This is a genomic window from Streptomyces sp. Tu6071, assembly GCF_000213055.1.
GTDB lineage: Bacteria > Actinomycetota > Actinomycetes > Streptomycetales > Streptomycetaceae > Streptomyces > Streptomyces evansiae.
Genome location: NZ_CM001165.1, coordinates 318,662 through 344,410, shown reverse-complemented (window position 1 = coordinate 344,410; position 25,749 = coordinate 318,662). Strand labels below are relative to the sequence as shown.

13 protein-coding genes are annotated in these 25,749 nt (G+C 76.3%); 12 read left to right on the top strand and 1 reads right to left on the bottom strand.

Annotation, left to right across the window (positions count from 1 at the left end):
• From STTU_RS01390 to STTU_RS01365, 6 genes are all read left to right on the top strand, one after another.
• Positions 1–1,173 carry a GTP-binding protein gene (locus STTU_RS01390; RefSeq protein WP_007819066.1) on the top strand — a complete coding sequence of 391 codons (1,173 nt, stop codon included), beginning with the start codon at positions 1–3 and terminating at the stop codon, positions 1,171–1,173.
• Positions 1,170–1,400, top strand: a complete 231-nt coding sequence (locus STTU_RS01385; protein ID WP_052862452.1) for a ferredoxin — start codon at positions 1,170–1,172, stop codon at positions 1,398–1,400. Before STTU_RS01390 ends, STTU_RS01385 begins: the two co-directional genes overlap by 4 nt.
• A gap of 56 nt (positions 1,401–1,456) precedes the next feature.
• Positions 1,457–3,049, top strand: coding sequence for an ABC transporter substrate-binding protein (locus tag STTU_RS01380; RefSeq protein ID WP_007819064.1), 1,593 nt, complete (start codon positions 1,457–1,459; stop codon positions 3,047–3,049).
• Positions 3,046–3,999, top strand: coding sequence for an ABC transporter permease (locus STTU_RS01375; RefSeq protein WP_043253727.1), 954 nt, complete (start codon positions 3,046–3,048; stop codon positions 3,997–3,999). The genes STTU_RS01380 and STTU_RS01375 overlap by 4 nt, the downstream gene beginning before the upstream one ends.
• A complete protein-coding gene (locus STTU_RS01370; RefSeq protein WP_043253726.1) occupies positions 3,996–4,835 on the top strand; it encodes an ABC transporter permease in 840 nt (279 codons plus the stop codon). Before STTU_RS01375 ends, STTU_RS01370 begins: the two co-directional genes overlap by 4 nt.
• A gap of 104 nt (positions 4,836–4,939) precedes the next feature.
• On the top strand, positions 4,940–6,472 hold the full coding sequence (locus STTU_RS01365; RefSeq protein ID WP_043253724.1) for an ABC transporter ATP-binding protein: 1,533 nt from the start codon (positions 4,940–4,942) through the stop codon (positions 6,470–6,472).
• 50 nt (positions 6,473–6,522) lie between these two features.
• Here the strand turns inward: STTU_RS01365 and STTU_RS01360 are convergent, their stop codons facing one another.
• Positions 6,523–8,196 (bottom strand): (2,3-dihydroxybenzoyl)adenylate synthase, encoded by a 1,674-nt coding sequence (locus STTU_RS01360; protein ID WP_007819056.1) that lies wholly within the window; start codon positions 8,194–8,196, stop codon positions 6,523–6,525.
• A 217-nt stretch (positions 8,197–8,413) separates the two neighbouring features.
• Here STTU_RS01360 and STTU_RS01355 point away from each other — a divergent pair, with 217 nt between their 5' ends.
• The 6 genes from STTU_RS01355 to STTU_RS01330 are packed head-to-tail and all read left to right on the top strand — an operon-like array spanning position 8,414 to position 25,742.
• Positions 8,414–15,055 carry a non-ribosomal peptide synthetase gene (locus STTU_RS01355; protein ID WP_007819054.1) on the top strand — a complete coding sequence of 2,214 codons (6,642 nt, stop codon included), beginning with the start codon at positions 8,414–8,416 and terminating at the stop codon, positions 15,053–15,055.
• Positions 15,052–20,568, top strand: a complete 5,517-nt coding sequence (locus STTU_RS01350; protein ID WP_043253723.1) for a non-ribosomal peptide synthetase — start codon at positions 15,052–15,054, stop codon at positions 20,566–20,568. Before STTU_RS01355 ends, STTU_RS01350 begins: the two co-directional genes overlap by 4 nt.
• Complete coding sequence (locus STTU_RS01345; protein ID WP_234019109.1) at positions 20,565–21,737, top strand: saccharopine dehydrogenase NADP-binding domain-containing protein; 1,173 nt, start codon at positions 20,565–20,567, stop codon at positions 21,735–21,737. Before STTU_RS01350 ends, STTU_RS01345 begins: the two co-directional genes overlap by 4 nt.
• Positions 21,734–23,719: a Gfo/Idh/MocA family oxidoreductase gene (locus STTU_RS01340; RefSeq protein ID WP_078518890.1), complete on the top strand. Its 1,986-nt coding sequence runs from the start codon at positions 21,734–21,736 to the stop codon at positions 23,717–23,719. The genes STTU_RS01345 and STTU_RS01340 overlap by 4 nt, the downstream gene beginning before the upstream one ends.
• Complete coding sequence (locus STTU_RS01335) at positions 23,716–24,933, top strand: cytochrome P450 (RefSeq protein WP_043253721.1); 1,218 nt, start codon at positions 23,716–23,718, stop codon at positions 24,931–24,933. Before STTU_RS01340 ends, STTU_RS01335 begins: the two co-directional genes overlap by 4 nt.
• The gene (locus tag STTU_RS01330; protein ID WP_234019108.1) at positions 24,930–25,742 is read left to right on the top strand and encodes a thioesterase II family protein; all 813 of its coding nucleotides are present in this window, start codon (positions 24,930–24,932) and stop codon (positions 25,740–25,742) included. The genes STTU_RS01335 and STTU_RS01330 overlap by 4 nt, the downstream gene beginning before the upstream one ends.
• Positions 25,743–25,749: the final 7 nt, after the last annotated feature.

Genomic DNA, 25,749 nt, shown 5'->3' with positions numbered 1-25,749 from the left:
GTGGCCGCGCACGCGCTCCCCGTGACCGTACTCTCCGGCTTCCTCGGCGCGGGCAAGACGACGCTGCTCCAGCACGTGCTCGACAACCGCGAGGGGCTGCGGGTCGCCGTCATCGTCAACGACATGAGCGAGGTGAACATCGACGCGGCGCTCGTCCGGGGCGGCCCGGCGGCGCTGTCCCGCACCGAGGAGCGGCTGGTCGAGATGACCAACGGCTGCATCTGCTGCACGCTGCGGGACGACCTCCTCACGGAGGTGGACCGCCTCGCCCGCGAGGGGCGCTTCGACTACCTCCTCATCGAGTCCAGCGGGATCTCCGAGCCCCTGCCGGTCGCCGCGACCTTCGCCTTCGCGCGCGACGACGGGGCGAGCCTCGGCGAGGTGGCGCGGCTCGACACGATGGTCACCGTCGTGGACGCGAGGAACTTCCTCGCCGAGCTGGACACGGGCGACGACCTCGCCGAACGGGGACTCGCCGCGTACGGGGACGACGAGCGCACGGTGAGCGATCTCCTCGTGGACCAGGTCGAGTTCGCGGACGTCCTCGTGCTCAACAAGCTGGACCTGGTCGGGGAGCGGGACGCGGAGCGGCTGCGCGGGGTCCTCGCCCGGCTCAATCCGCGGGCTCGCCTCCTTCCGGCGGTGCGGGGCCGGGTGCCGCTGCGGGAACTGCTCGCGACCGGGCGCTTCGACCTCGCGCGCGCCCAGGAGGCGCCCGGCTGGGTGCGGGAGCTGAACGGGGAGCACGTCCCGGAGACGGAGGAGTACGGCATCTCCTCGCTCGTCTTCCGCTCACCCGCCGCCTTCCAGCCCGGGCGGCTGTGGGAGTTCGTCACGGAGGGCATCGACAGCGGCCGGTACGGGCGAGTCCTGCGCTCCAAGGGCTTCTTCACCCTCGGCGGGCGCGAGGACGTGACGGGCCTGTGGTCGCAGGCGGGGGCGGTGGCCCGCTTCGAGCCCTCCGCCGTCCGCGACCGGGACGTGCCCCACGCGCAGGAAATCGTCCTCATCGGAACGGAGTTGAGGGCCGACGCACTCCGTGCGGCCCTGACGGAGTGCCTCCTCGGCGAGGGCGAACCGGTCCCCGCCGAGGACCCCTTCCCCGCCTGGGACACCGCGGAGGTCTGCGCCGAGCCGTACGCGCACGCGCCGCTCGTGGGGCGGTGGCGATGAGCACGCCCGGCGGTCCCCGGCCGCGGGTCGAAGCGCGCACCGAGGTGTGCGTGGGCGCCGGGCAGTGCGTGCTCGCCGCCCCCGAGGTCTTCGACCAGGACGAGGAGGACGGCCTCGTACGGCTCCTCGACGCGCGCCCCGAGGCCGCGCTGCTGCCCTCCGTCCGCGAGGCGCGCCACCGCTGCCCCTCCGGGGCGATCACCCTGCACGACGGCACGACGCACTGACAGACCCGCCGCACTGCCTCTCCTCCTGAATCCCCTTCTCCCGAACGGAGTTGTTCATGTCCTCTTCCTCCCTGCCCGCTTCCCCGGGCAGACGGCGCTTCCTCGCCACCGGCGCGGGCGCCGCGCTCGCCCTCGGCGGGGGTGCCGGTCTGCTCTCCGCGTGCTCCTCCGAGGACGCGAAGCCCGCCGGCGGTGCCGACTCCGGCAAGGGCCGCTCGGGCGGCACCCTGCGGGCGGCGTTCGTCGGCGGCGGCGCCTCCGAGACCCTCGACTTCTTCCGGGGGCCCACCGCACTCGACATGGTGCGCGCCCGCGCCTGGCACGGCACGCTCGGCAACCTGGACCCGAAGGCCGAGGACGGGGTGCGGTACGGAGTGCTCCAGGGCATCGACATCTCGGCGGACCTCGGCACGTACACCCTGCGGCTGCGCGAGGACGTGCGCTTCACGGACGGCTCGCGGCTCACCCCCGCCGACGTCCTGCACTCCCTGCGGCTCGCGGGCGCCAGCACACTGCCCGCCTTCAAGCTCGTCGCGCTCAACTTCGACCTGAAGCGCGCGAGCACGCACGGGGCGCACGCGGTGCGCCTGCCGACCCTGCGGCCCATCGCGGACGGGCGCCTGATCCTGTGCCAGGGCAACTTCCTCGTCGTCAAGGACGGCACGCGCCGGATCACCGAGCGGACGCCGGGCTGCGGCCCGTTCCGGCTCACCGAGTTCGTCCCCGGGCAGGGCGCCGCCTTCCGCCGCCACGACGACTACTACGGCGAGGGGCCGTCGCTCGACGGCCTCGAACTGCGCTCGATCGCCGACGACCAGGCCCGGCTCAACGCGCTCACGAGCGGGCAGGTCGATTTCGCGCACGACCTCTCGCCGGTCGCCGCGCGCACGCTCGGCAAGGACGACCGGGTCCGGCTCGCGCCCTCGAAGAGCCCGTACCTCGTCGCGCTGTCCTTCCGGATGAACATGCGGAGCAAGCCCTTCGACGACGCCCGGGTCAGGGAGGCGTTCAAGCTCGCCGTGGACCGCGAGGCGCTCGTGCGCACGGTGTTCCACGGGCAGGCGACCGTCGGCAACGACCTGCCCTCGCTCGGCTTCCCCGACTACGCGCGCGACCTGCCGCAGCGCGCCCACGACCCCGCACGCGCGAGGCGACTCCTCCAGCAGGCCGGTGCCGACGGCATGGAGATACGGCTGACGACCGGGCCCGAGACCCCGGGCATGGTCGAGGCGGCGACGCTGTACGTGGAGGACCTGCGGGCCGCCGGAGTGCGCGCCAGTGTGCGGGAGCTGCCCGCGGGGCAGCTCTTCGCCGACTTCGCCGCGTACAGCCGCCTGCCGTTCGTCGCGGCCTACCAGGTCCCTGTGCCCGCGCTGCCCACGTACCAGATGAACACGGCGGGCGGTTCTCCCTCGGCGCTCGGCTGGAACCGTCCCGACGTGGACGCGCTCGTCGCGCGGGCGCGGGCCAGTACGGGGGCGAAAGCGACGCGGACGGGCGGCAAGGCGCAGCGGAAGCTGTGGGAGGAGGGCAATACCGTCCTGCCCGTCTTCAAGCCCTACCTCAACGCGCAGGCGGCCGGGGTCAGCGGCATCGCCGACGACCTCTTCGAGCAGTTCCCCGGCTTCTCGCACGCGGCGCTGCGGTGAGCTTCCCGGTCTTCCTGGCCCGCCGGGCGGCCTGGTCCGCCGTCGTGCTCGTCCTGGTCACGGGCCTCGTCTTCGCCGCCACGGCGGCGCTTCCCGGGGACGCGGTGAGCGCGGTCGCGGGCGCGGACGCCTCCCCTGCGGAGCGGGCGGCGGTACGGCACGCGCTGGGGCTCGACCGGCCCCTCGCCGAGCGGTACGCCGCGTGGGCGGAGAAGGCCGTACGAGGCGACCTCGGCACCGGGCTCGTCGGGCACCGGCCGGTCGCGGAGGTGCTGGCGGACCGGCTGCCCGCGAGCCTGCTCCTCGCCGGGCTCACCCTGCTCCTCGTCGTGCCCTGCGCCGTGGGGCTCGGGCTGTGGGCCGGGCTGCGGCGCGGGCGGCCCCCGGACCGGCTCGTCTCGCTCGCGGCCCTGACGGCGGCGAGCGTCCCGGAGTTCGTGACGGCGGGGCTCCTGATCGCGGTCTTCTCGGCGGGGCTCGGGCTGCTGCCCCGGGTGGTCCTGGTGCCGCTCGGCGGCTCGCCGCTCCAGGCCCCGGCCGGGCTCGTGCTGCCGGTCCTCACCCTCGCGGGGGCCGGTCTCGCGACGGCCACGCGGCTCGTGCGCACGGCGGTCGCCGACGTGGACCGCACCGCGTACGTCGAGGCGGCGCGGCTCGACGGGGTGCGCGGGGCGCGGCTCGCGCTGCGGCACGTCCTGCCGAACGCGCTGGGCCCCGCCGTGCAGGGCCTCGCGCTGACGACGAGCGGCCTCGTGGGCGGGGCGGTCGTGGTGGAGAGCGTCTTCGACTTCCCCGGCATCGGCCGCGAACTCCAGCGGGCGGTGGCGGCCAGGGACGTACCGATGGTGCTCGGCATCGCGACGGCGCTCGCGGCCGTCGTACTGCTCGTCCTCGTGGTGGGCGACATCCTCGCCCGGCTGCTCGATCCGGTCGGAAGGAATCGCCGATGAGCGGGACGGTCGTGGAACGAGCCGGACGTGCCGGGCCGCGCCCCCGCGCCGTGCTGCCGTGGCTCGCGGCGGCGGGCGCCCTCCTCGTGCTCGGCCTCGCGCTCCTGGGACCCTTCCTCGCGCCGCACGACCCGCAGGCGCGCGTGGGAGCCGCGTACGGGGGACCGGCACCCGGACTGCCCCTCGGGACCGACGCCTTGGGGCGCGACGTGCTGAGCCGGGTGCTGTGCGGCGGACGCCGGATGGTGCTGACGGCGGGCGGCGCCACGCTGCTCACGAGTGCGGTGGGCGGTGCGGCGGGCGTGCTCGCCGGGCTGCTCCCGGCACGGGTGGGGGAAGGGGTGCAGCGGCTCTTCGACGTCCTCGCGGTGGTACCGCCGCTGCTGCTCGTCCTCGTGCTCGCGGCGGGTTTTCCCGGCAGCGACCTGGCCACGGTCCTCGCGGTCGTGCTGGCCACCGCGCCGTTCTCGGTACGCGTGCTGCGCGCGGCGACCACTCGCGTCGTGTCCACCGGGTACGTCGAGACGGCACGGGCGCGCGGGGACGGGGCGCTGCGCGTCGCCCGCCACGACATCCTGCCCAACCTCGCGGGGACCGCGCTCACGGAGGCCGGCCTGCGCTTCGTCGCCTCGCTCCACCTCGCCGCGACAGCCGGTTTCCTCGGGCTCGGCGGGAGCGGCGCCGCACCGGACTGGGGGCGCATGGTGAGCGAGAACCTGGCCGGTGCCTCGTTCACGGTCCTGCCGTTCCTCCTGCCCACCCTCCTGCTCGTGACCCTCGCGGTGTGCGTGGGCCTGCTCGCCGACCGCTACGCGGCAACGGGTGCGACGGCGTGAGCGGCGGCGGGGCGGTATGCGGGGGTGACGCCGTGAGCGGCGGTGAGGCGGTACGCGGGGGTGACGACGTGAGGGATACGGGGCCAGGGCGCGGAGGAGACGCGGTGACGGATACGGAGCCGGTGTGCGTGGAAGGGCTCACGCTCGGCCCGGTCGGCGGGGGAGCGCCCGTCCTCGCGGACGCGAGCCTCACGCTCGCGGCGGGCCGCGTCCTGGGGGTCGTGGGCCGCTCGGGTTCGGGCAAGAGCAGTCTGGCGCTCGCGCTGCTCGGGCACGTACGGCCGGGGCTCGGCCTGCGGGCGGGACGGGTGCGCGTCGCGGGCACCGACCCCTTCGCCCCGGGAGGCACGCGGCGGGTGCGGGGGCGGCTCGTCACGTACGTGGGCCAGGACCCAGCGGCGTCCCTCAATCCGGCGCGGCGGATCGGCGCGCACCTCGCGGACGCCGTGCGGCGCGGTGGCGTGCCGCGCACGGCGGCGCCGGAGCGGGTCGCGGAACTGCTCGCCCGCGTCCGGCTGCCGTACGACCGGGTCTTCCTGCGGCGCCGCCCGCACGAGGTGTCCGGCGGGCAGGCGCGGCGCGTGGCGCTGGCCGCGGCGCTCGCGAGGGCGCCGCGACTGCTCGTGCTGGACGAGCCGACGGCCGGACTCGACGACGGACTCGCCTGGGAGCTGCGGGAGTTGATTGAGGAGACGGTGCGCGAGGAGGAGCGGTCCGTCGTGCTCGTCAGCCACGACCCGCGATGGGTCGGGTCGCTCGCGGACGAGGCCCTGCGGCTGGAGGCGGGGCGGATCGTGGCCCGCGGGGCGCCCCGCGCCGTGTGGGCCGCCGGGCCGGGTGCGGGGCGGGAGAGGGACACGGACCGCGCCGCGCCGCGTGCGGGAGGGCTCCGTGCGTCGGGGCTCTTCGCGGCGCCCGGACGGGGCGCGCCCGTGCTGCGGGACGTCGCCCTGACGGTGGCCCCGGGGACGTGCACCGCCGTGCTCGGTCCCTCCGGGGCCGGGAAGACGACCCTGGCGCGCGTCCTTGCCGGACTGCTGCGCCCGGCCGCCGGGACCGTGGCCTGGGAGGAGCCGGGGGCGATCCGCCAAGGGCGCGCTGCGGCCGTGCAGTTGGTGGCGCAGGACGCGTACGGGGCGCTCAATCCGAGAGAGACGGCCGAGCGCGCCCTGACCCGTCCTCTCACCGCCCTGCGCGGGCTCGACCCGGACCGGGCGGCGGCCGAGGCGCGCGCGCTGCTCGCCCGGGTCGGTCTCGGCGCCGGGGTGCTCGCGCGGCGGCCGGGTGCCCTCTCGGGCGGGGAGCGGCAGCGCGTCGCGCTCGCGCGCGCCCTCGCGGCGGGGCCACGGGTGCTGGTGTGCGACGAGGTGACCTCCGCGCTCGACCCGGACACGGCGCGCGGGATCGTGGACCTGCTGGACGAACTGCGCCGTGCGGACGGGGTGACGCTGGTCCTCGTCTCGCACGATCTCGCGGCCGTCGCGCGCTGCGCGGACCGCGTCGTCGTCCTGGACGCGGGCGGGGTGGTGGAGTCGGGACCCGCGCGGGAGGTGCTCCGGCAGCCCCGCCATCCCGCCACGAAGGCGCTGGTGGGGCGGAGACGGGCGACGGGGCCGGAACACGGCCGTTCCGCGTAGGGCCCCTGCCGCCGCTCGCCTCGTCCCCTGCACGTCCCGGCCGAGGTGCCTCAGTCCGGCGCCTGCCCCGCCAGGGCCTTCTTGTCCACCTTGCCGACCGGCGTCAGGGGCAGCGCCGCAAGGACGATCACCTGGTCGGGGACCTTGTAGGCCGCCAGGCCGCGCTCCTCGCGCAGGTAGCGGGAGAGCTCGTGGACGTCCGGGTGCGGCGCCGCGGGGCAGGTGACGAAGGCGACGGCGCGCTCGCCCCGTTGGGGGTCGGCGACGCCGACGAGAGCCGCCGCGCCGATGCGCGGGTGGGTCAGGAGGTGTTCCTCGACCTCGGTCGCGGCGATCTTCTCGCCGCCCCGGTTGATCTGGTCCTTCACCCGGCCCACCACGACGAGGTGCCCCGAGGGCAGCCGTCGCACGAGGTCCCCCGTCCGGTAGTGGCCCTCCGGGGTGAAGGCGCGCGCGTTGTGCGCGGCGGCCCGGTAGTAGCCGCGCGGGGTGTACGGGCCGCGGGTGAGGAGTTCACCCGGCTCCCCGTCGGGGACCGGCGCGCCGTCCGGGTCCACCACGAGGATGTCGTCGTCGGGCGAGAGAGGACGCCCCTGCGTCGTGCGGATCAGTTCCGCGGGGTCGTCGAGGCGCGTGAGGTTGAGCAGGCCCTCGGCCATCCCGTACACCTGCTGGACCGTCACCCCGAGTGCCGGGCCGAGGCGTGCCGCGAGCGCGTCGGGCAGGCGGGCGCCGCCGACCTGGACGACGCGCAGGGAACGGGTGGATCCCGGGTCGGCGCGGGCCTCCTCGATCCAGTGCGGGACGAGCGGCGGGCTGAGCGCGGTGAGCGTGACGCCCTCGCGGGCGATGAGCGCGAAGCCGGTCTGCGGGCTCGGGTCGGGTGCCAGGACGACGGTGCCGCCCGCGAAGAGCGTGCCGAGGACGCCCGGACAGGCGAGCGTGAAGTTGAAGGCGGCCGGGAGCACGGCGAGGTAGACGGAGTGCTCGTCCAGGCCGCACACCCCGGCGGCGGCGCGGGCGTTGTAGGCGTAGTCGTCGTGGGTGCGCGGGATGAGCTTCGGCAGTCCCGTCGTACCGCCCGAGAGCAGCAGCAGGGCCAGGTCGCCGGGCTCCGGCGGGTCCTCGTCCGCGAGGGTCCCGGAGGATTCCCCGGCCCGCAGGTCCGCGTACGGGACGAAGTCCTCGTGCGGTCCCGGATCGCCGACGACGACCACCCGGCACGCGCTCGGGTCCGGGAGCCCGGCCAGGACCTCCCGCATCAGCGTGCGGTGGTCGTGGCGCGCGTGCCGGTCCGGCACGACGCAGGCGACGGCGCCGGAGAGCCGTACCAGGTGCGTCAGTTCGGCGCGCCGGTGTCCCGGCATGGCGTGCACGGGCACGGCGCCGAGGCGCTGGAGCGCGAACCACAGCAGGACGAACTCCGCGACGTTGGGGAGCTGGACGACGACGCGGTCCCCGCGCCGGATGCCGAGGCCGCGCAGCCCCAGGGCGAGACGACCGCTCTCCGCCGCCAGTTCCGCGTAGGTCCAACGGCGCGCGCCGTCCACGAGGGCGGTGCGGCCGGGGCGGTGGCGGGCCCAGTCGGTCACCTCCTGACCGAAGGTGCGTCCGCGCCAGTAGCCGGCGCGGCGGTAGCGCTCGGCCGCTGCCGGGGGCCACGTGGGGTGGGTGGGGTGGTCCGGGTATTCCCCGGGATCGCTCGGGTGCGGGGGGAGGGCCATGACGTGCTCCTGAGGGCCTGATCGGGAGGGAGGGGCGGGCGGGAACTGCCCCTTGAACGTCCTTGATTCTAATGATAATCATTTTCAGGAACGTGTGTGACCCCCTCGCGACCCCCGTTCGCGAGCGCACCGGGTCCCCGTCCGCGCGCCCGCAATCCCCTGCCCCCGACCGGAGGTCGATCCCGCCGTGAATGCCCATCCCCCTGGCCCGAACGCTGTGACCGGGACACCGCGACCGCCGGACGGCGGCTTCACCGCCGAGGACATCCGGGCGACGGTGACCGAGGCCCTGGGGGCCGGGGAACTCGACGAGAACCGCGACCTCTTCGCCCTCGGCCTCGACTCCCTCGGGCTGATGCGGCTCGTGGGCGCGTGGCGCCGCGCGGGCAGCTCCGTGACCTTCCAGGACCTCGTCGACAAGCCCGTCCTCAGCGCCTGGTACGCGATCCTGCGCGAACGGGCCGGAGGCACCGGGACTCCTGCCGTAGCCCCCGCGCCCACCAGCGGCGATGACGAGTCCCCCTTCGCCCTCTCGGCCATGCAGCACGCGTACTGGATCGGCCGCCAGGACGGACAGCCGCTCGGCGGCGTCGCCCCGCACTTCGCCGTCGAACTCGACGGCACCGGCCTCGACCCCGCGCGCCTGCGCACGGCGCTCGACCACCTCGTGTCCCGCCACGGCATGCTGCGCGCCTCCGTCGACGCGGACGGCCGCCAGCGGTACGGCGACGGCCCCGCCCGCTTCGCCGTGCACGACCTGCGCGCGCTGTCCGGCGAGGAGCTGAGCGCGCGCCTCGCCGAGCTGCGCGAGCGGCACACGCACGCGCGGCCCGACCCGGCGGCCGGGGAACTGTTCCGCGCCGCCCTGTGTCTGCTGCCCGGCGACCGGACCCGCCTCCAGATCGGGCTCGACATGATGGCCGGGGACGCCCTGAGCCTGCGCGTCCTCCTCGCCGACCTGCGCCACCTGTACACGCACCCCGACCTGCCGCTGCCGCCGCTCTCCCTGACCTACCGCGACTACCTCGCCGCACGCGCCGCCGACCCCGGCACGGCCGCGAAGCGCGCGGCGGACCGCGCGTGGTGGCACGACCGGCTCGCCGGGCTGCCCCGCGCGCCCGAACCCCCGACGACCGTTCCGCTGACCCGCCCCGTCGCGGCCGGCGACACCGCGCTCACGCACGCGCGGCGGCTGCACCACTGGATCGCCCCGGAGCGGAAGGACGCGCTCGCCGCACGGGCCGGGCAGCACGGCCTGACCCCGGCAGCCGCCCTCGCCACCGCCTTCGCCGAAGTCCTCGCGGCCTGGAGCGGCAACCGCCGCTTCCTGCTCAACCTCCCCCTCTTCGACCGCGAACTGTTCACCCCCGATGTCGCCTCCCTCGTCGGCGACTTCAGCTCCTCGCTCCTGCTCGACGTAAACCTGACCGCATCCGGGTCGTTCCTCGCGCACGCCCGCCGCGTGCAGGACGGCATCCGGGCGGGCGTCGCGCACGGCGCGTACGGCGGCGTCGAGGTCCTGCGCGACCTCACGCGCACCGAGGGCTCGCCCGTCCTCGCGCCCGTCGTCTACACGAGCGCCCTCGGGCTCGGCGAGATCTTCACCCCCGGGGTCCAGGAGGTCTTCGGGCGCCCGGTGTGGATCATCTCGCAGGGGCCGCAGGTCGTCCTCGACGCGCAGGTGACCGAGCTGGACGGCGGGCTCCTGCTCAACTGGGACGTACGGGACGGAGTCCTCGCACCCGGCGTCCCCGACGCCGCCTTCGCCGCGTACCGCGCCCTGCTCACCTCGCTCACCGAGGACGAGAGCGCCTGGGAGCGGCCGGTCGGCCCGCTCGTCCCGGCCGCGGTGCTCGCCGCGCGCGAGGCGGCGGCGCCTGCCCGCGTGCCCGAGTCCGGAGAGCCGCTGCACGCGCCGTTCTTCCGGCACGCCGCCGAGCACCCCGGTCGGCTCGCGGTCGTGCGCGAGGACGGCACGCGGCTGAGCTACGGCGAACTGGCCGACGCGGCCCGCCGGGTGACGACGCTGCTGCGGCGGCACGGGGTCACCGAGGGCGACACCGTGGCGCTCACCCTGCCCAAGGGGGCCGCCCAGGTCGTCGCCGTGCTCGGCGTGCTCGCGGCCGGGGCCTGCTACGCGCCCGTCGGCATCGAGCAGCCCGCCGTACGGCGGCGACGCGTCCACGAGACCGCGGGGGCCCGCCTGGTCCTGACCGACCCGGAGCACGCGCGGCTGTGCCGGGCGGTCCCCGGCCTCACCGTCCTGACGCTCGACCAGGCCGCCGCCGAGCACCCGGCCGCCGAGATCGCCGCACCGGGACCGGAGAGCCCCGCCTACCTCCTGTTCACCTCCGGCTCGACCGGCGTCCCCAAGGGCGTCGAGGTCCCGCACCGAGCCGTCGTCAACACGCTCGAAGCCCTCGGCGAACGGTTCGCCGTCGGGCCCGGGGACCGCACCCTCGCCCTCTCCGCGCTCGACTTCGACCTCGCGGCCTTCGACCTCTTCGCCCCGCTCTCGGCGGGCGGCGCGGTCGTGGTCGTCGGCGAGGAACACCGCAAGGACGCCCACCACTGGACCGCCCTCGTCCGCGGCCACGGCGTCACGCTCCTCCAGTGCGTGCCCGCCGTCCTCGATCTCCTCCTCGCGGCCGGAGCGGACACCGGGCTCGGGAGCACCCCGCGGCTCGCGCTGCTCGGCGGCGACTGGATCGGCCTCGACCAGCCGGCGCGGCTGCGCGCCCTCGTACCCGGCTGCCGCTTCGTGGCGCTCGGCGGCATGACCGAGGCGGCCGTCCACTCGACCGTCTTCGAGGTGGACGAGGTGGACCCCGACTGGGTCTCCGTGCCCTACGGGACCCCCTTGCGCAACATGCGCGCACGGGTCGTGGACCTCCACGGGTACGACTGTCCCGACCTCGTTCCCGGCGAGTTGTGGATCGGCGGCCCCGGCGTCGCCACCGGCTACCGGGGCGACCCGGAACGCACCGCCGAACGGTTCGTGGAGCACGACGGGGAGCGCTGGTACCGCAGCGGGGACCTCGCGCGCTACCGCCCCGACGGGGTCCTGGAGTTCCTCGGGCGCGCGGACCACCAGGTGAAGATCGGCGGGCACCGCATCGAACTCGGCGAGGTCGAGTCCGCCCTGGAGGCGGACCCCTCGGTGCTGCGCGCCGTCGCCGTCGTCATCGAGGAGCCGGCCCGCAGGCTCGCCGCTCTCGTCACCCCTGCGCCGGACGGCGGCGTCCCCCTGCCGGAGCAGGTGCGCGAACGGGCGGGCCAGCGGCTCCTCCGCCACATGGTGCCCGAGACCGTCCTCGTCCGGGACGCGCTGCCGCTGACCCCCAACGGCAAGCCGGACCGGGCCGCCGTCGCCCGCCTCCTCGCCGCGCACGCCCGCGACCGGCGGCAGGCGCGCGAGGCACCCGCGGGCCCCGCCGAGGAAGCCGTGGCCGCCGTGTGGAGGGAACTCCTCGCGGTGGAACGGGTCGGCAGGGACGACAGCTTCTTCGCGCTCGGCGGCGACTCGCTCCTCGCCACCCGGGTCGTGGGACGGCTGCGCGCGGCCGGTTTCGCCGACGCGGGTGTCGCCGCGCTCTTCGCCGCGCCCGCGCTGCGGGACTTCGCCGCGCGCCTCGCGCCGCCCGCCCGGGGGCCCGTCCTCGCCGCCCCCGTCGCCGCACCGGCGCACGCCCACGAACCGTTCCCGCTCACCGACGTGCAGACCGCGTACCTGAGGGGCCGTGACTCCGGCTTCGCCCTCGGCGGGGTCGGCACCTGGCACTACAGCGAGTTCGACGGCCCCGACGTGGACCTCGACCGCCTCGCCCGCGCCTGGAACCGCCTCGTGCGCCGCCACGGGATGCTGCGTGCCGTCGTCGCCGAGGACGGCACCCAGCGCGTGCGCGCATCGGTGCCGGACGTACGCGTCGCCGTCGAGGAGACGGACGCCGCCGGGGCGGACACCGCGCTCGCCGCGCTGCGGGAACGCATGTCGCGGCAGGTCCGCGACCCGGGCTCCTGGCCGCTCTTCGCCCTCGCGGCGCTCCGCTACCCGGGCGAGGACGGCCGCACCAGGACCCGCCTCGCGGTGGGCCTCGACTACCTGGTGCTCGACGCGCTCTCCCTCACGACGCTGTACGCGGAGCTGAACACCCTCTACGACGACCCGGACGCGAGCCTCCCGCCGCTCTCGCTCACCTTCCGCGACTACCTGACAAGCCTGGCACCCGACCCCGCGACGGTCGCGCGGGCGCGGGAGCACTGGAGCGGCAGGCTCGCGGAACTGCCGCCCGCCCCGGAGCTGCCCCTCGCCACCGAGCCCGCGCTCCTGGACGAGCCGCGCTTCACGCGGCGCCGCCTGAAGCTCGCCGCCGGGCGCTGGCGCGCCGTCAAGGAGTGCGCCGCCCGGCACGGACTCACCCCGGCGACCGTGCTGTTCGCCGCGTACGGGGAGGTCCTCGCGGCGTGGAGCGGGGCCGACGCGGTCGCGGTGACCCTCACGCTCTTCAACCGGCGCGAGGTGCACCCCGACGTCCACCGCGTCCTCGGGGACTTCACCTCGCTCGCGCCCGCCGCCTACCGGCGCGCGGCGGCGAGCTGGCTGGAGCGGCTGCGCGAGACGCAGGCGCGGCAGGCCGCCGACCTGGACCACCAGGACGTGCCCGTCGCCTGGCTGCTGCGCGAGACCGCGCGCCGCCCGTGGCCCGGCGCCGCCGTCGTCTTCACCGGAGCCCTCGGGGTCGGCGACGCCTCGCTCTCGGGCCCCGCGACGAGCTTCCCGCCGAAGGTCTGGGGCCTGTCGCAGTCGCCGCAGGTGTGCCTGGACAACCAGGTCACCGAGGAGGACGGGGCCCTCGTCGTGACGTGGGACGCCGTGGACGACCTCTTCCACGAAGGCGTCCTGGACGCCATGTTCGCCGCGTACGCGGAACTCCTGGACCACCTCGCGGACGGCGACTGGGACGCCCCCGTGCCCGCTCTCGTACCGACGGCGCAGGGAGAGGCACGCCGAAAGGCCGCGGCCGAGGCCGCCGGGCCCCCGGTCGCCCCGCGCACCCTGCACGAGACCTTCTTCACGCACGCCGCCGCCGCACCCGCCCGCACCGCGCTCGTCACCCCGGACGGCACGCGCACGAGCTACGCGCGGCTCGCCCAGGACGCGCTGCGCACGGCCGCCGCACTCCGGGCACACGGGGTGCGCGAGGGCGAACGGGTCGCCGTGAGCCTCCCGAAGAGCCCGGCACAGGTGGCCGCGGTGCTCGGAGTCCTCGCCGCGGGGGCCGTGCTCGTACCCCTGGGCCCCGGACAGCCCGCCCACCGGCGCGCCCGGGTGCACGCCCTCGCCGGTGTCCGCGTGACCGTCGCCGACGAGGACGGGCCGGGCGTGCTCACCCCGGCGCGGGCGCTCGCCCACGCCCCGCTCGCCGCCCCCGTGCTCCCCGCCCCGGACACGCCCGCCTACGTCGTCTTCACCTCCGGGTCGACGGGCGAGCCGAAGGGCGTGAGCGTCTCGCACGCCGCCGCCTGGAACACCCTCGCCGACGTCAGCGGGCGCCACGGCGTCCGCGCGCGGGACCGCGTCCTCGCGCTCTCCGCGCTCGACTTCGACCTCGCGGTCTACGACGTCTTCGGCCTCCTCTCGGCGGGCGGCTCGCTGCTGCTGCCGACCGAGGAGGACCGGAGCGACCCCGCCCGCTGGCCGGACCTCGTGCGCCGCTTCGACGTCACCGTGTGGAACACGGTGCCCGCCCTGCTCGGGCTGCTCCTCGACGCCGACGAACACGGCGGGGGCCCGCCCGCGGACCTGCTCGGCCTGCGCACGGCGCTCGTCTCGGGCGACTGGATCGGCCTCGACCTGCCGGGACGCCTGCGAGCGCGCACGGCGGACGGCTGCCGCTTCGTCGCCATGGGCGGCGCCACGGAGGCCGCCGTGTGGTCCAACACGTACACCGTCTCCACGCCGCTCCCCGGCTGGCCGTCGATCCCGTACGGCAGGCCCCTCACCGGACAGGAGTACGGGGTCGTGGACGAGGCCGGGCGCGACTGCCCGGACTGGGTTCCCGGCGAACTGTGGATCGGCGGTCGCGGGCTGGCCGAGGGCTACCTCGGCGACCCGGAGCTGACGGCTCGCAAGTTCCCGGTACGGGACGGGCGGCGCTGGTACCGCACCGGGGACGTCGGCCGGTTCAGGCCCGGCGGCCTCATCGAGTTCCTGGGCCGGCGCGACTCCCAGCTGAAGATCTCCGGGCACCGCGTCGAGGCCGGTGAGGTCGAGGCCGCGCTGGAGGCCCGGCCGGGCATCGCGCGGGCCGCCGTCGTCGGCGCGGGACCCCGTACGGCGCGCCGCCTCGTGGCCTTCGCCGTACGGGACGAGGACGCGGGCGCGCCCGCCGGGGGAGAGGACGCGGGCGACGCGGACGGCTTCGCCGAGCGGGTCCTCACCGGCCTGCGCACCCGGCTCGCCGCGCACGCGGTACCCGGGCGGCTCCACTTCCTTGACGCGCTGCCGCTCACCGGCAACGGCAAGGTGGACCGCGCCGCGCTCCTCGCCCGCGCCGAGCGGTACGAGCCCGCCCCCGGCACGGCGGTCGCGCCACCCCGCCCCGGCGTCGAGACGGAGGTCGCCGCGCTGTGGGAGTCCTGTCTGCCCGGCACCGCGCACGACCGGCACGCCGACTTCTTCGCCGCCGGAGGCGACAGCCTCACCGCGATGCGGCTCGTCGCCGCCGTGGGCCGCCGCTTCGGCATCCCCTTCCCCGTGCGCCGCCTCCTCGCGGCCCCGGACCTCGCCGCCCTCGCGGCCGACATCAGCACGAGCGTCGCCGCACAGGCGACCGACACCGAGAGCGGAGAGCTGTGAACATCACCGAACTGCTGGCCGAGTACGCCGCGGAAGGCGTCGAACTCTGGGAGGAGGACGGGCGCCTGCGCTTCCGCGCCCCCCACGGTCTGCTCACCGGGGAGCGCCGCGAGCGGCTCCTCGCGCACAAGGAGGAGATCCTGCGCCACCTCGCCGACCCCGCGTCACGGGCCCTGCGCCCCGACCCGGAGGCACGGCACGAGCCCTTCCCGCTCACACCGGTACAGTCCGCGTACCTCCTCGGCCGCGCCGAGGGGCACCCCTACGGGGGCGTCGCCTGCCAGGCGTACGTCGAGCTGGACTACCCGGAGCTGGACGCCGCGCGGGTCGCCCGGGTGTGGCGGGAGCTGACGGAGCGACACGACATGCTGCGCGCCGTCGTCCACGAGGACGGCTACCAGCAGGTGCTGCCCGAGGTGCCCGCCCCCGACGTCTTCGTGGCCGAGGCGGCACCGGGCCGGGAGGAGCCCGCGCGGGCCGCGGTGCGGGCGCGCATGACCGCGCGCCGCGCTCCCGCCGACCGCTGGCCGCTCTTCGACCTGGCGATCACGCGCGCCCCGGACGGCGACCGGCTCCACGTCGGCTGCGACATGCTCGTCGTGGACCACGCGGGACTCCGGCTCCTCCTCGCCGAGTTCGACGCCCGCTACCGGGGCACGGCACCGGAGCCCCCGCCGCTCGCGCTGAGCTTCCGCGACTGCGTGCTCGCGCGCCGCGCGCAGGCCGCGACACCGGCGTACGAGCGCGACCGCGCCTACTGGGCGGCGCGCCTCGACGAACTCCCGCCCGCCCCCGAACTGCCCCTCGCGGAACGGTGGGCGGCGGGGCCCGGCCCGGCCCAGGACTCCCCGGGCGCACCGACGGAGGGCCCGGTCGCGTTCCGGCGGCTCGAAGGACTGCTCGGCCCGGACGCGGCCGGGCGGCTCGGGGAGCGCGCCGCGCGGCGGGGACTGACCCTGTCGGGCGTGCTCCTGACCGCGTACGCGGAGGTCGTCGGCCGCTGGGCACGCACCCCCCGCTTCACGCTCAACGTGCCGACGGCGGACCGGCCGCCGCTCCACCCCGAGATCGGCCGGGTCGTCGGCGACTTCACGTCGCTCGAACTGCTCGCCGTGGACCTCGGCACCCCCGAGTCCTTCGCCGAGCGGACCCGGGCGCTGACCGGGCGGCTCCTGGAGGACCTGGAGCACGGGCTGTACGGCGGGACCGAGGTGCTGGCCGAGCTGTCGCGCCGGGCGGGCTCGCCCGTCCTGATGCCGGTCGTCTTCACGAGCGCGCTCGGGGGGAGCGGGACGGCGGCCCTGCCGGTCGCCTACGCCGCGACGCGGACGCCGCAGGTGTGGCTCGACTGCCAGGCGATGGAGCGCGGGGACGCGCTCGCGCTCTCCTGGGACGTACGCGAGGGCGTGCTGCCCGCGGGCATGGCCGAGGACATGTTCACGGCGTACACCGCCCTGGTGGAGAGCCTCGCGGCCCCCGGCGACGAGGCCGAAGCGGCCTGGGAGCGCCCGGCCCGGCTCCCGCTTCCCGCCGCGCAGGAGGAGCGGTGCGCCGCGTACCACGCGAGCGAGGGGCCGCTGCCGGACGAGCTGCTGCACGGGGCATTCCTCGCGCGGGCCGCGGAGCACCCGCACGCCGTCGCCGTCGAGGCACCCGGCCGCGCGCTGACGTACCGGGAGCTGGCCCGGCGCGCCGGGGAGGTGGCGAACCGGCTGACCGCGCTCGGCCTGGAGCCGGGCGAACGGGTCGCGGTGTGGATGGACAAGGGCTGGGAGCAGGCGGTCGCCGTCCTCGGCACACTGCTCGCCGGGGGCGCCTACCTGCCGGTGGACACAGCGCAGCCGGCCCGCCGCAGGGACACGATCCTCGGCGACGCCGCCGTGCGCCGGGTCCTGACGCAGTCGTGGCTCGCCGAACTCGCCGACCTCCCCGGGGACCTCACCGCCCTCGCGGTCGACACCCTCCCCGAGGCGCCCGCCGACCCCGTACCCGCCCCGGGTCCGTCCCCCGACGACCTCGCCTACGTCATCTACACCTCCGGCTCGACCGGGACGCCGAAGGGCGTCATGATCAGCCACCGCGCCGCCGTCAACACGATCGCCGACGTGAACCGGCGGTGGGGGCTCGACGCCGGGGACAAGGTGCTCGGCGTCGCGGGCCTCGGCTTCGACCTGTCGGTGTACGACCTCTTCGGGCCGCTCTCCGTGGGCGGGACGCTCGTGCTGCCGCGGGAGGAGCGCCGCGGCGACCCCTCGCACTGGGCGGAACTGCTCCTCGACCGGGGCGTCACGGTGTGGAACTCCGTCCCCGGACAGCTCCAGATGCTCTGCGACTGGGTGCGTTCGGAACCCGGGGCCCGCCCGGCGCCGCTGCGGCTCGCGCTCCTGTCGGGCGACTGGATACCGGTCGCCCTGCCGGACGAGGCGCGCGCGCTGTGGCCGTCCCTGGAGGTCGTCGCGCTCGGCGGCGCCACGGAGGCGGCGATCTGGTCGATCGCCCACCTCGCCGCCGACGTGGACACGGCGCGCCCCAGCATCCCGTACGGACGGCCGCTCACCAACCAGCGCGTGCACGTCCTGGACCACGCGCTGCGCCCCCGCCCCGAGTGGGTGCCCGGCGAGCTGTACCTCGCGGGCGCGGGGCTCGCGCTCGGCTACCTGGGCGACGAGGCACGTACCGCCGAGCGCTTCGCGCACCACCCGCTGACCGGCGAACGGCTCTACCGCACCGGCGACATGGGACGCCGGCTCCCGGACGGGACCGTCGAATTCCTCGGGCGCGAGGACACCCAGGTCAAGATCCGCGGCTACCGGGTCGAGCTGGCCGAGGTGGAGGCCGCCGTGCAGGCGCACCCCTCCGTGGGCGCGGGCGCGGTCGTCGTGGACGACGGCGCGAGCGGCGGGCGCAGGCTCGCCGCCTTCGTGGAGAGCGGACGGCGCGCGCCCGGCTCCGCCGCCGCGCTCTCGCGCGAGGCCGCCGAGGCGGCGCGCGAGGCGATCGCGGACGCCGGGGCGGCGGTCGACGGGGCACGGCTCCGCGCCTTCCTCGACGTCCTGGACTCCACCGCGCTGGACGTCATGGCGCACGTCCTCGGCGCGGCCGGGCTCTGCGCGGGACCGGACGGCCACACCGCCGACCAGGTGTGCGCGGCCCTGCGGGCGACCCCCCGCCACCGGCACCTCGTGCGGCGCTGGCTGCGCGCGCTCACCGCGCACGGGCGGCTCGCGCACGACACGGCGCGCGGCACGTACGCGGGGCTGACCCCGGTGGACGGCGCGGCGCTGGACGCCGCGTGGCGCGGCGCGGCCGGGCTGGAGGCGGAGGTCGGCTGGTCGACCGAACTGCTCGGCGTCATGCGCACGTGCGCGGAGCGGCTGCCGGAACTGCTCTCCGGCGAGGTGGAACCGGCCGCACTGCTCTTCCCGGGCGCCCGGACCGAGGCCGCCGACGCCGCGTACCGCGACAACCTGGCGATCCGCCACCTCAACCGGGCGGTCGTCGCCGCGCTCACCCGCGTCGCCGCCGCGCACACCGGCGAGGAGCGGCTGCGCGTCCTGGAGGTCGGCGGGGGAGTGGGCGGCACGACCGCCGAACTCGTCCCCGCGCTCGACCGCTACGGCGTGGACTACCTCTTCACGGACGCCTCGCCGTTCTTCGTCGACGAGGCCCGCGAGCGCTTCGCCGAGCAGCCGTGGGTCCGGTGCGCGCGCTTCGACCTCGACCGGGACCCGCGCGCGCAGGGCCTCGCGCCGAACTCCTTCGACGTCGTCGTGTGCGCCAACACGCTGCACGCCGCGGCGGACACGAACGCGGCGCTGGAGCGGCTGCGCGCCCTCCTCGTGCCCGGCGGACGGCTCGTCTTCGTCGAGAACACCAGGGACCTGCACCCGCCGCTGCTGGTGTCGATGGAGTTCCTGGAACTGGCGGGCGCCGAGTGGACGGACGAACGCCCGGCGCTCGGGCAGTCCTTCCTCACCGGGCCGCAGTGGCACGACCTGCTCGCGCGGCACGGGGCGACGGACGTCGTCGCGCTGCCCGGCGCCGGGGAAGCGCTCGCCCGCACCGGCCAGGAGCTGTTCCTCGCGGTGCTCAAGGACGACCGGGTACCGGTCACGGAGGGCGAACTCGCCCGCGACGCGGCCAACCGGCTGCCCGCCTACATGGTCCCCTCCGTGTGGCAGGTCGTGGACGCGCTGCCGCGCACCGCCAACGGCAAGACCGACCGCGCCGCGCTGCGCGCCCGGCTCCCGCGCGAGACCGTACGGCCCGGGGCGGACGCTGCCCCCGCCGAGCGCCCCATGGACAGCCTTGAACAGGAACTCGCGGCGCTCTGGGCGGAGTTGCTCGCGGTGCCCCGGGTCGGCGCGCACGAGGACTTCTTCGACCTCGGCGGGGACTCGCTCCTCGTCGCGCGCATGGTCGGCCGGCTGCGCGAGCGGGTGCCGTACGCGGGGGACCTGGAGTGGGAGGCGGTCCTGCGGCACCTGCTGCGGCGGCCCACCGTCGCCGGTCTCGCCGCCTTCCTGCGCGAGCGGGCGGGCGAGGCGGCGCCGGACCCGGCGGCCCCGGCGGACCCCCTCGTGCACCTGCACGGCTCGCGGTCCACCGACGAGCCGGTGACGGTCCTCGTCCACGCGGGTACCGGCACCGTCATGCCCTACCGGGCCCTCGTCACCGAGATCCGGCGGCGCTCGCCCGGACGCGCCACGGTGGCCGGTTTGGAGGTGCCCGGCCTCGACCGTTACCTCGCCGCCCCGCCGGAAGGGCTCATCGAGCAGCTCGCCGCCGAGTACGCCGAGGCCCTGACCCGGGACGGGGCGCGGCGCTTCCACGTCGTCGGCTACTGCCTCGGCGGCCTCGTCGCCACCGAGGTCGCCCGCTCCCTGGCCGAGTCGGGAGCGGTGGTCGAGAGCCTGACCGTCATCAGCAGCCACAGCCCGCGCTTCCGGCTGGACGACGAACTCCTCTCCGAGTACGCCTTCGCCGTCATGATGGGCATCGACCCGGCGGACCTCGGCTTCCCCGCCGACGAGAACCGGGTCGCGGCGGCGGCCGACGCCGTCCTCGCGCAGAGCCCCGGCGTGCTGCGGGACGGCGGACTCGCCGCGCTGGAAGGGGAGTTCGCCGATGTCGGCGCGTGCTTCGCCGCGCTCGCCGCCGTACCGCGCGAGACCCGCATCGTGCGGATGTGCGACGCGGTCCCCGCGGGCGCGGGCAACTACGCGCCGGACCACATGACGCGCCTGTTCTCCGCCTTCCGGCAGAGCGTCTTCGCGATCACGCGGTACACCGCCGAACCGTACGCGGGGGACATCACCTTCCTGCGCCACGACGGCGCCTACCCCTTCCCCGGCAGCAAGGCGGCGGTCACCACCTACTGGGAGGAACTGACGCTCGGTGACCTGACGATCGTGGACATCGGAGGCGACCACTTCAGCTGTCTGGCACCCGAGCACGCCCCGGCCGTCCTCAAGCTCCTCGACGAGCTGACCTCCGGGGCGGTGACCCGGTGAACGGGACGGAGACGATCGGGGTGCTCGGAGCCTCGGGCGCCGTCGGCCGCGCCGCCGTGCGCGCGCTGCGCGACCTCGGCCGCACGGGACTGCGCCTCGGCGGACGCGCCGAGGAACCTCTGCGCGCCGTGCTCGCCGCGGAACTCGACGGGCGGGGACGCGTCGTGCCCACCGACATGAAGGACCCCGCCGCGCTCGCCGCCTTCGTGTCGGACTGCGACGTCGTGCTCAACTGCGCCGGCCCGACCTACCGGTTCGGGGCCACGGCGGCCCGCGCGGCGCTCGCCGCCGGGGCGCACTGCGTGGACGTGGCGGGCGACGACCCCGCCGCCGAGGAACTGAACGCACGGCCCCTGCCCGAAGCCGCCCGCCGCGCGGTGGTCCTGTCGGCGGGAACGCTGCCGGGACTGTCGAGCCTCCTGCCGCGCCTGGCGGCACGCGAACTGGACACGACCGCCGCCCTGGAGGCGTACTGCGGGGGCCTGGAGCCCTGCTCGCCGACGGTCGCGGCCGACCTCGTCCTCTCGCTCACCTCCGGCGGCCCGGCGGGCGCCGCCTACGGCGAGGCGCTCGCGGCGGTACGCGGCGGACGCCGCGCCTCCCGCGTCCTGCGGGCCGAGCGGGACGCGACGGTGCCGGGCTTCCCCGGCAGAGTCGCCCTCGTGCCCCTCCTCGGCGAGGAGACGGTGCGGCTCGCGGGCGCGCTCGGCCTGGAGCGCGCCGACTGGTGGAACGTGCACCCGGGCTCCCGGGTCCACGCCGTGCTCACCGCCCTGCCCGCCGCGCTCGCCGCGGGCGAGGAGCCCCGGCCCCTGGAGGAGCGGCTGAGCCGCGCCGCCGCCGTGGACCTCGCGGGGCGCTCCCCGTACTACGCCATGGAGTTCCGCCTCACCGGCACGTCGGGCGGGGTCCCGGCGGAGCGGCGGCTGCGGCTGCGCACCACCAGCAGCTACCGGCTGACCGGCGCGGTGGGCGCCCTCGCGGCCGACGCCGTCGCGCGCGGCGCCGTACCGCCGGGCACGCACTTCGCGTGCGACGTGCTCGACCCGGAGGAGGTCGTGAGCGGCCTCGTGGCCCTCGGCGCCGTCGACGTCCTCGTACGGGACGCGCCCGACCCGGGCCGCCCGGCGGCGGCCGGGCGGGACGCGGAAGAGGAGGGGGAACTGTGAGCGGCACTCCCGCGGCCTCCCCGCTGCGCGTCCTCGTCTGCGGCACGAACTTCGGGCGCTTCTACGCGGAGGCGGTGCGCGCACGACCCGGGTTCGTCCTCGCGGGCGTGCTCAGCCGGGGCTCCGCCGCCTCCCGCGCGCTCGCGGAACGCCACGGCGTCCCGCACCACACCGAGGTGGGCATGCTGCCCGACGACATCGACCTCGCCTGCGTCGCGGTGGGTTCCACGATCTCGGGCGGCGAGGGCACGGAGCTGGCGCTCGCGCTGCTCGACCGGGGCGTGCACGTCCTGCAGGAGCACCCGGTGCACCTGGACGAGATGACACGCTGCCTGCGCCTCGCCCGTCGGAGGGGCGTGCACTACCGGGTCAACACGCACTACCCGCACGTCGCGCCGGTACGCCGCTTCCTCGCGGCGGCGCGGCGGCTGCGGGAGCGGCAGCAGCCGCTCTTCGTGGACGCGGCGAGCCCGGTCCACCTCATGCACCCGCTCGTGGACATCCTCGGGCGGGCGCTCGGAGCGCTGCGACCGTGGGCCTTCGACGAGGGACCCGCGCGCCCCGGCCGGCCGTTCCAGACGGTGAGCGGCACGCTCGCGGGCGTCCCGCTCACGCTGCGCGTGCAGAACCAGCTCGACCCCGGCGACCGGGACAACCACGCCCTGCACTGGCACCGCGTCTCGCTCGGCACCGAGGGCGGTGTCCTGACCCTCGCCGACACCCACGGGCCCGTGCTGTGGAGCCCCCGGCTCCACGTCGCCCGCGACGCCGGGCACCGCTTCGTCCTCGACGGGCCGGGCACGGAGCCGCTGGAGCGCGCGACGACCTCGGTGCGGGGGGAGACCGGCTCCTTCCGCGAGGTCTTCACCCGGCTGTGGCCGGACGCCCTGGGGCTGGCTCTCGACGGGATGCGCGCGGCCGTGGCGGAGCGCGCCGACCCGCTCGCGGGCGCGCAGTACGACCTGACCGTGTGCCGCATCTGGTCCGCGCTCGCCACCCGCCTCGGCCCGCCCGAACTCGTCCGCCCCGCACCCCCGCGCCCGCTCCCGGTCGAGACGCTGTTCCCCCGGGAGACGGACGCGGGAGCGGCCGACACGCTGAGCGGCGGGGGTTCCGGGGCCCGCTCCACCAGGCCGACGGCCGCACGCGAGCCGGGCACCTCCGCGCCCGCCCCGCACCCTGCCGGAGCCGGGGACAGCTCCCCCTATGACGCCTCCGCCGAGTTCTTCGACCTCGTCGCCGCCCCGCACACCGCGACCGCGAGCGCCCCGGCCGTCGCGGCACTCCTGTCCGCCGCCGACCTCTCGTACGGGCCGGTGGCCGACATCGGCGCGGGCACGGGCCTGCTCACGGAAGCCGTGGCCCGCGCACGCCCGGACACCGAGATCTTCGCGAGCGAACCCGCCACCGCGATGCGCGCCGTCCTCACCAGCCGGGTGTTCGGCGACCCCGAGCTGCGCGCCCGCGTCACCGTCACCGCCGACCGGGCACCGGAACTGGACCTGCCCGACCGGCTCGGCGCCGTCCTCCTGTGCGGAGTGCTCGGCCACCTCGACCCGGGCGAACGTGCCCTGCTGTGGCGGGAATTGCTGCCACGACTCGGTCCGGAAAGCCCCGTCGTCGTCGAACTCATGGGCCTGGAGCGGCCCGTCGAGCTGGCCGAGACACGGACGGCGACGGCACGCGCCGGGCGGCACACCTACAGCTGGTGGTTCTCCGGCGCCCCCGACCCCGGTGAACCCCGCGCGATGCGTCTGCACAGCACCTGGCGCGTCCACGAGGACGGTGCCGCCGCCCCCGTGCGCGAAGTGCGCGACACCCACCGCTGGTGGCCCTTCGGGCTGAGCGCCGTCGAGGAGGAGTCCGGGCTGCGCGCCCGCCTGCTCGACACCCGGCCCGGAGCACCCCCGCTCGCGGTCCTGACCAAGTCCCCTTCCCCCGACCGGCATCCCGCCGCCCACGACAGCGAGGCTCCCCGATGACCACTGCCCACGAACCGCCGCAGGCGAGCGCCAGGGACTTCCCCGTCCGCCGCACCTGCCCCTTCGCGCCGCCTCCCGCCTACGCGGAACTGCGCGCGGAGGAACCCGTGGCCCCGGTGACCCTCCCCACCGGCCGCCCCGCCTGGGTCGTCACGCGCTACGAGGACGTGCGCGAACTGCTCGCCGACCCGCGCGCGAGCGCCGACATCCGGCGCCCGGCCTTCCCCGCGCTCGGCGAGGGCGAGCAGGAGGTGGGTGCCCGGCTGCGGCCCTTCATCCGCACCGACGCACCCGAGCACACGCGCTACCGCCGCATGCTCCTGCCCGAGTTCACCGTCCGGCGGGTGCGGGCGATGCGCCCGGCCGTACAGGCGCTCGTGGACGGGCTCGTGGACACGATGCTCGACGGCGGGGCGCCCGCCGACTTCGTCCCGCTCTACGCCAACGCCGTCTCCACCTCCGTCATCTGCGAACTGCTCGGCATCCCGCGCGAGAACCTGGAGTTCTTCCGCGACGTGACCCGGATCTCGGGCTCGCGGCACAGCACGGCCGAGCAGGTGAGCGAAGCGCTCGGCGGGCTCTTCGCCCTCCTCACCGACCTCATCCGCGCCCGCGAGGAGAACCCCGGCGACGACCTCCTGTCCCGGCTCGTCGTCCAGCACCTGCGCACCGGCGCCCTCACCCTGCCCGAACTCCTGTCGACCGTGGGCATCACGATCAACGCGGGCCGCGAGACGAGCACGAACATGCTGGCGCTGAGCACCCTGCTCCTGCTCCGGCGACCGGACCTCGTCGCCGAGCTGCGCGCCGACCCCGGGCTCATGCCCGCCGCGGTGGACGAACTGCTGCGCGTCATGTCGATCGCCGACTCGATCCCGCTGCGGGTCGCGGCCGAGGACATCGACATCCCCGGCGGCACGGTGCCGCGCGACGAGGGCGTGATCGCGCTCCTCGCGGGCGCCAACCACGACCCGGAGCAGTTCCCCCACCCCGAGCGCGTCGACTTCCACCGCCCCGCCAACCACCACGTCGCCTTCGGCTACGGCGTCCACCAGTGCGTCGGCCAGCACCTCGCGCGCCTGGAGCTGGAGGTCGCGCTGGAGACCCTGATCCGCCGGGTCCCGACCCTGCGGCTCGCCGAACCCGAGGCGGAGATCGCCTTCAAGCACGACTCGGCGACCTTCGGCATCGAGCGCCTCATGGTGGCCTGGTGAACGCCGGGCCGGTGCGCGCCGGAACCGGCCGGCGCGGGGCGCTGCGCTGCTGGCAGCCCCGTCCGGCCGCGCGCTGGCGGCTCTTCTGCCTGCCGCACGCGGGCGGCGGCGCGGGCTCCTTCCGCGCCTGGGCCGCGCTGCTGCCCCCCGAGGTGGAGCTGTGGGGCGTGCAGTACCCGGGCCGCGAGGACCGCTTCGCCGAGCCGTTCGCACCGGACATGGGCGCGCTCGTCGACGCGCTCGCGGCCGAGATGGCGCCGCACACGCGGCGCCCGTACGCCCTGTTCGGGCACAGCATGGGCTCGGCCGTCGCCTGGGAGCTGGCCCACGCGCTCCGCGCGGTCGGGGCGCCCGAGCCGGACCGCCTCTTCGCCTCGGGCCGCCGTTCCCCCGCGACGGCCGTCACCGGCACGGTCCACCTCCAGGACGACGAGGTGCTGTGCCGGGAGCTGGACAGGCTCGGCGGGACGAGCGCGGAGGTCCTGGCCGACCCGGGGCTGCGGCCCCTCGTCCTCGGCTGCGTACGCGCCGACTACCGGCTCATCGAGACCTACCGGCCCGCGCGGAGACCGCCACTGGACTGCCCCGTCGAGGTCTTCGCCGGGGACAGCGACCCCGAGTTCCCCGCCGGGGCCGGGGAGCCGGACGGCGGCTGGGCCGCGCTGACCCACGGCCCCACCCGCGTCCGCGTCTTCGCGGGCGACCACTTCTATCTGACTTCGCGTCGTACGGAGGCCGTCGCGGCCCTCGTCCGGCGCCTGGACCCCGCCCTGCCGACCGGAGGCCGCCCGTGGCCGAGCACCCCGTGACCACCGT

What these genes read in the sequence shown, in the direction of transcription:
- STTU_RS01385 (WP_052862452.1), top strand. Translation starts at nt 1,170, where the DNA reads ATGAGCACGCCCGGCGGTCCCCGGCCGCGGGTCGAAGCGCGCACCGAG.
- STTU_RS01380 (WP_007819064.1), top strand. Translation starts at nt 1,457, where the DNA reads ATGTCCTCTTCCTCCCTGCCCGCTTCCCCGGGCAGACGGCGCTTCCTC.
- STTU_RS01370 (WP_043253726.1), top strand. Translation starts at nt 3,996, where the DNA reads ATGAGCGGGACGGTCGTGGAACGAGCCGGACGTGCCGGGCCGCGCCCC.
- STTU_RS01360 (WP_007819056.1), bottom strand. Translation starts at nt 8,196, where the DNA reads ATGGCCCTCCCCCCGCACCCGAGCGATCCCGGGGAATACCCGGACCAC.
- STTU_RS01335 (WP_043253721.1), top strand. Translation starts at nt 23,716, where the DNA reads ATGACCACTGCCCACGAACCGCCGCAGGCGAGCGCCAGGGACTTCCCC.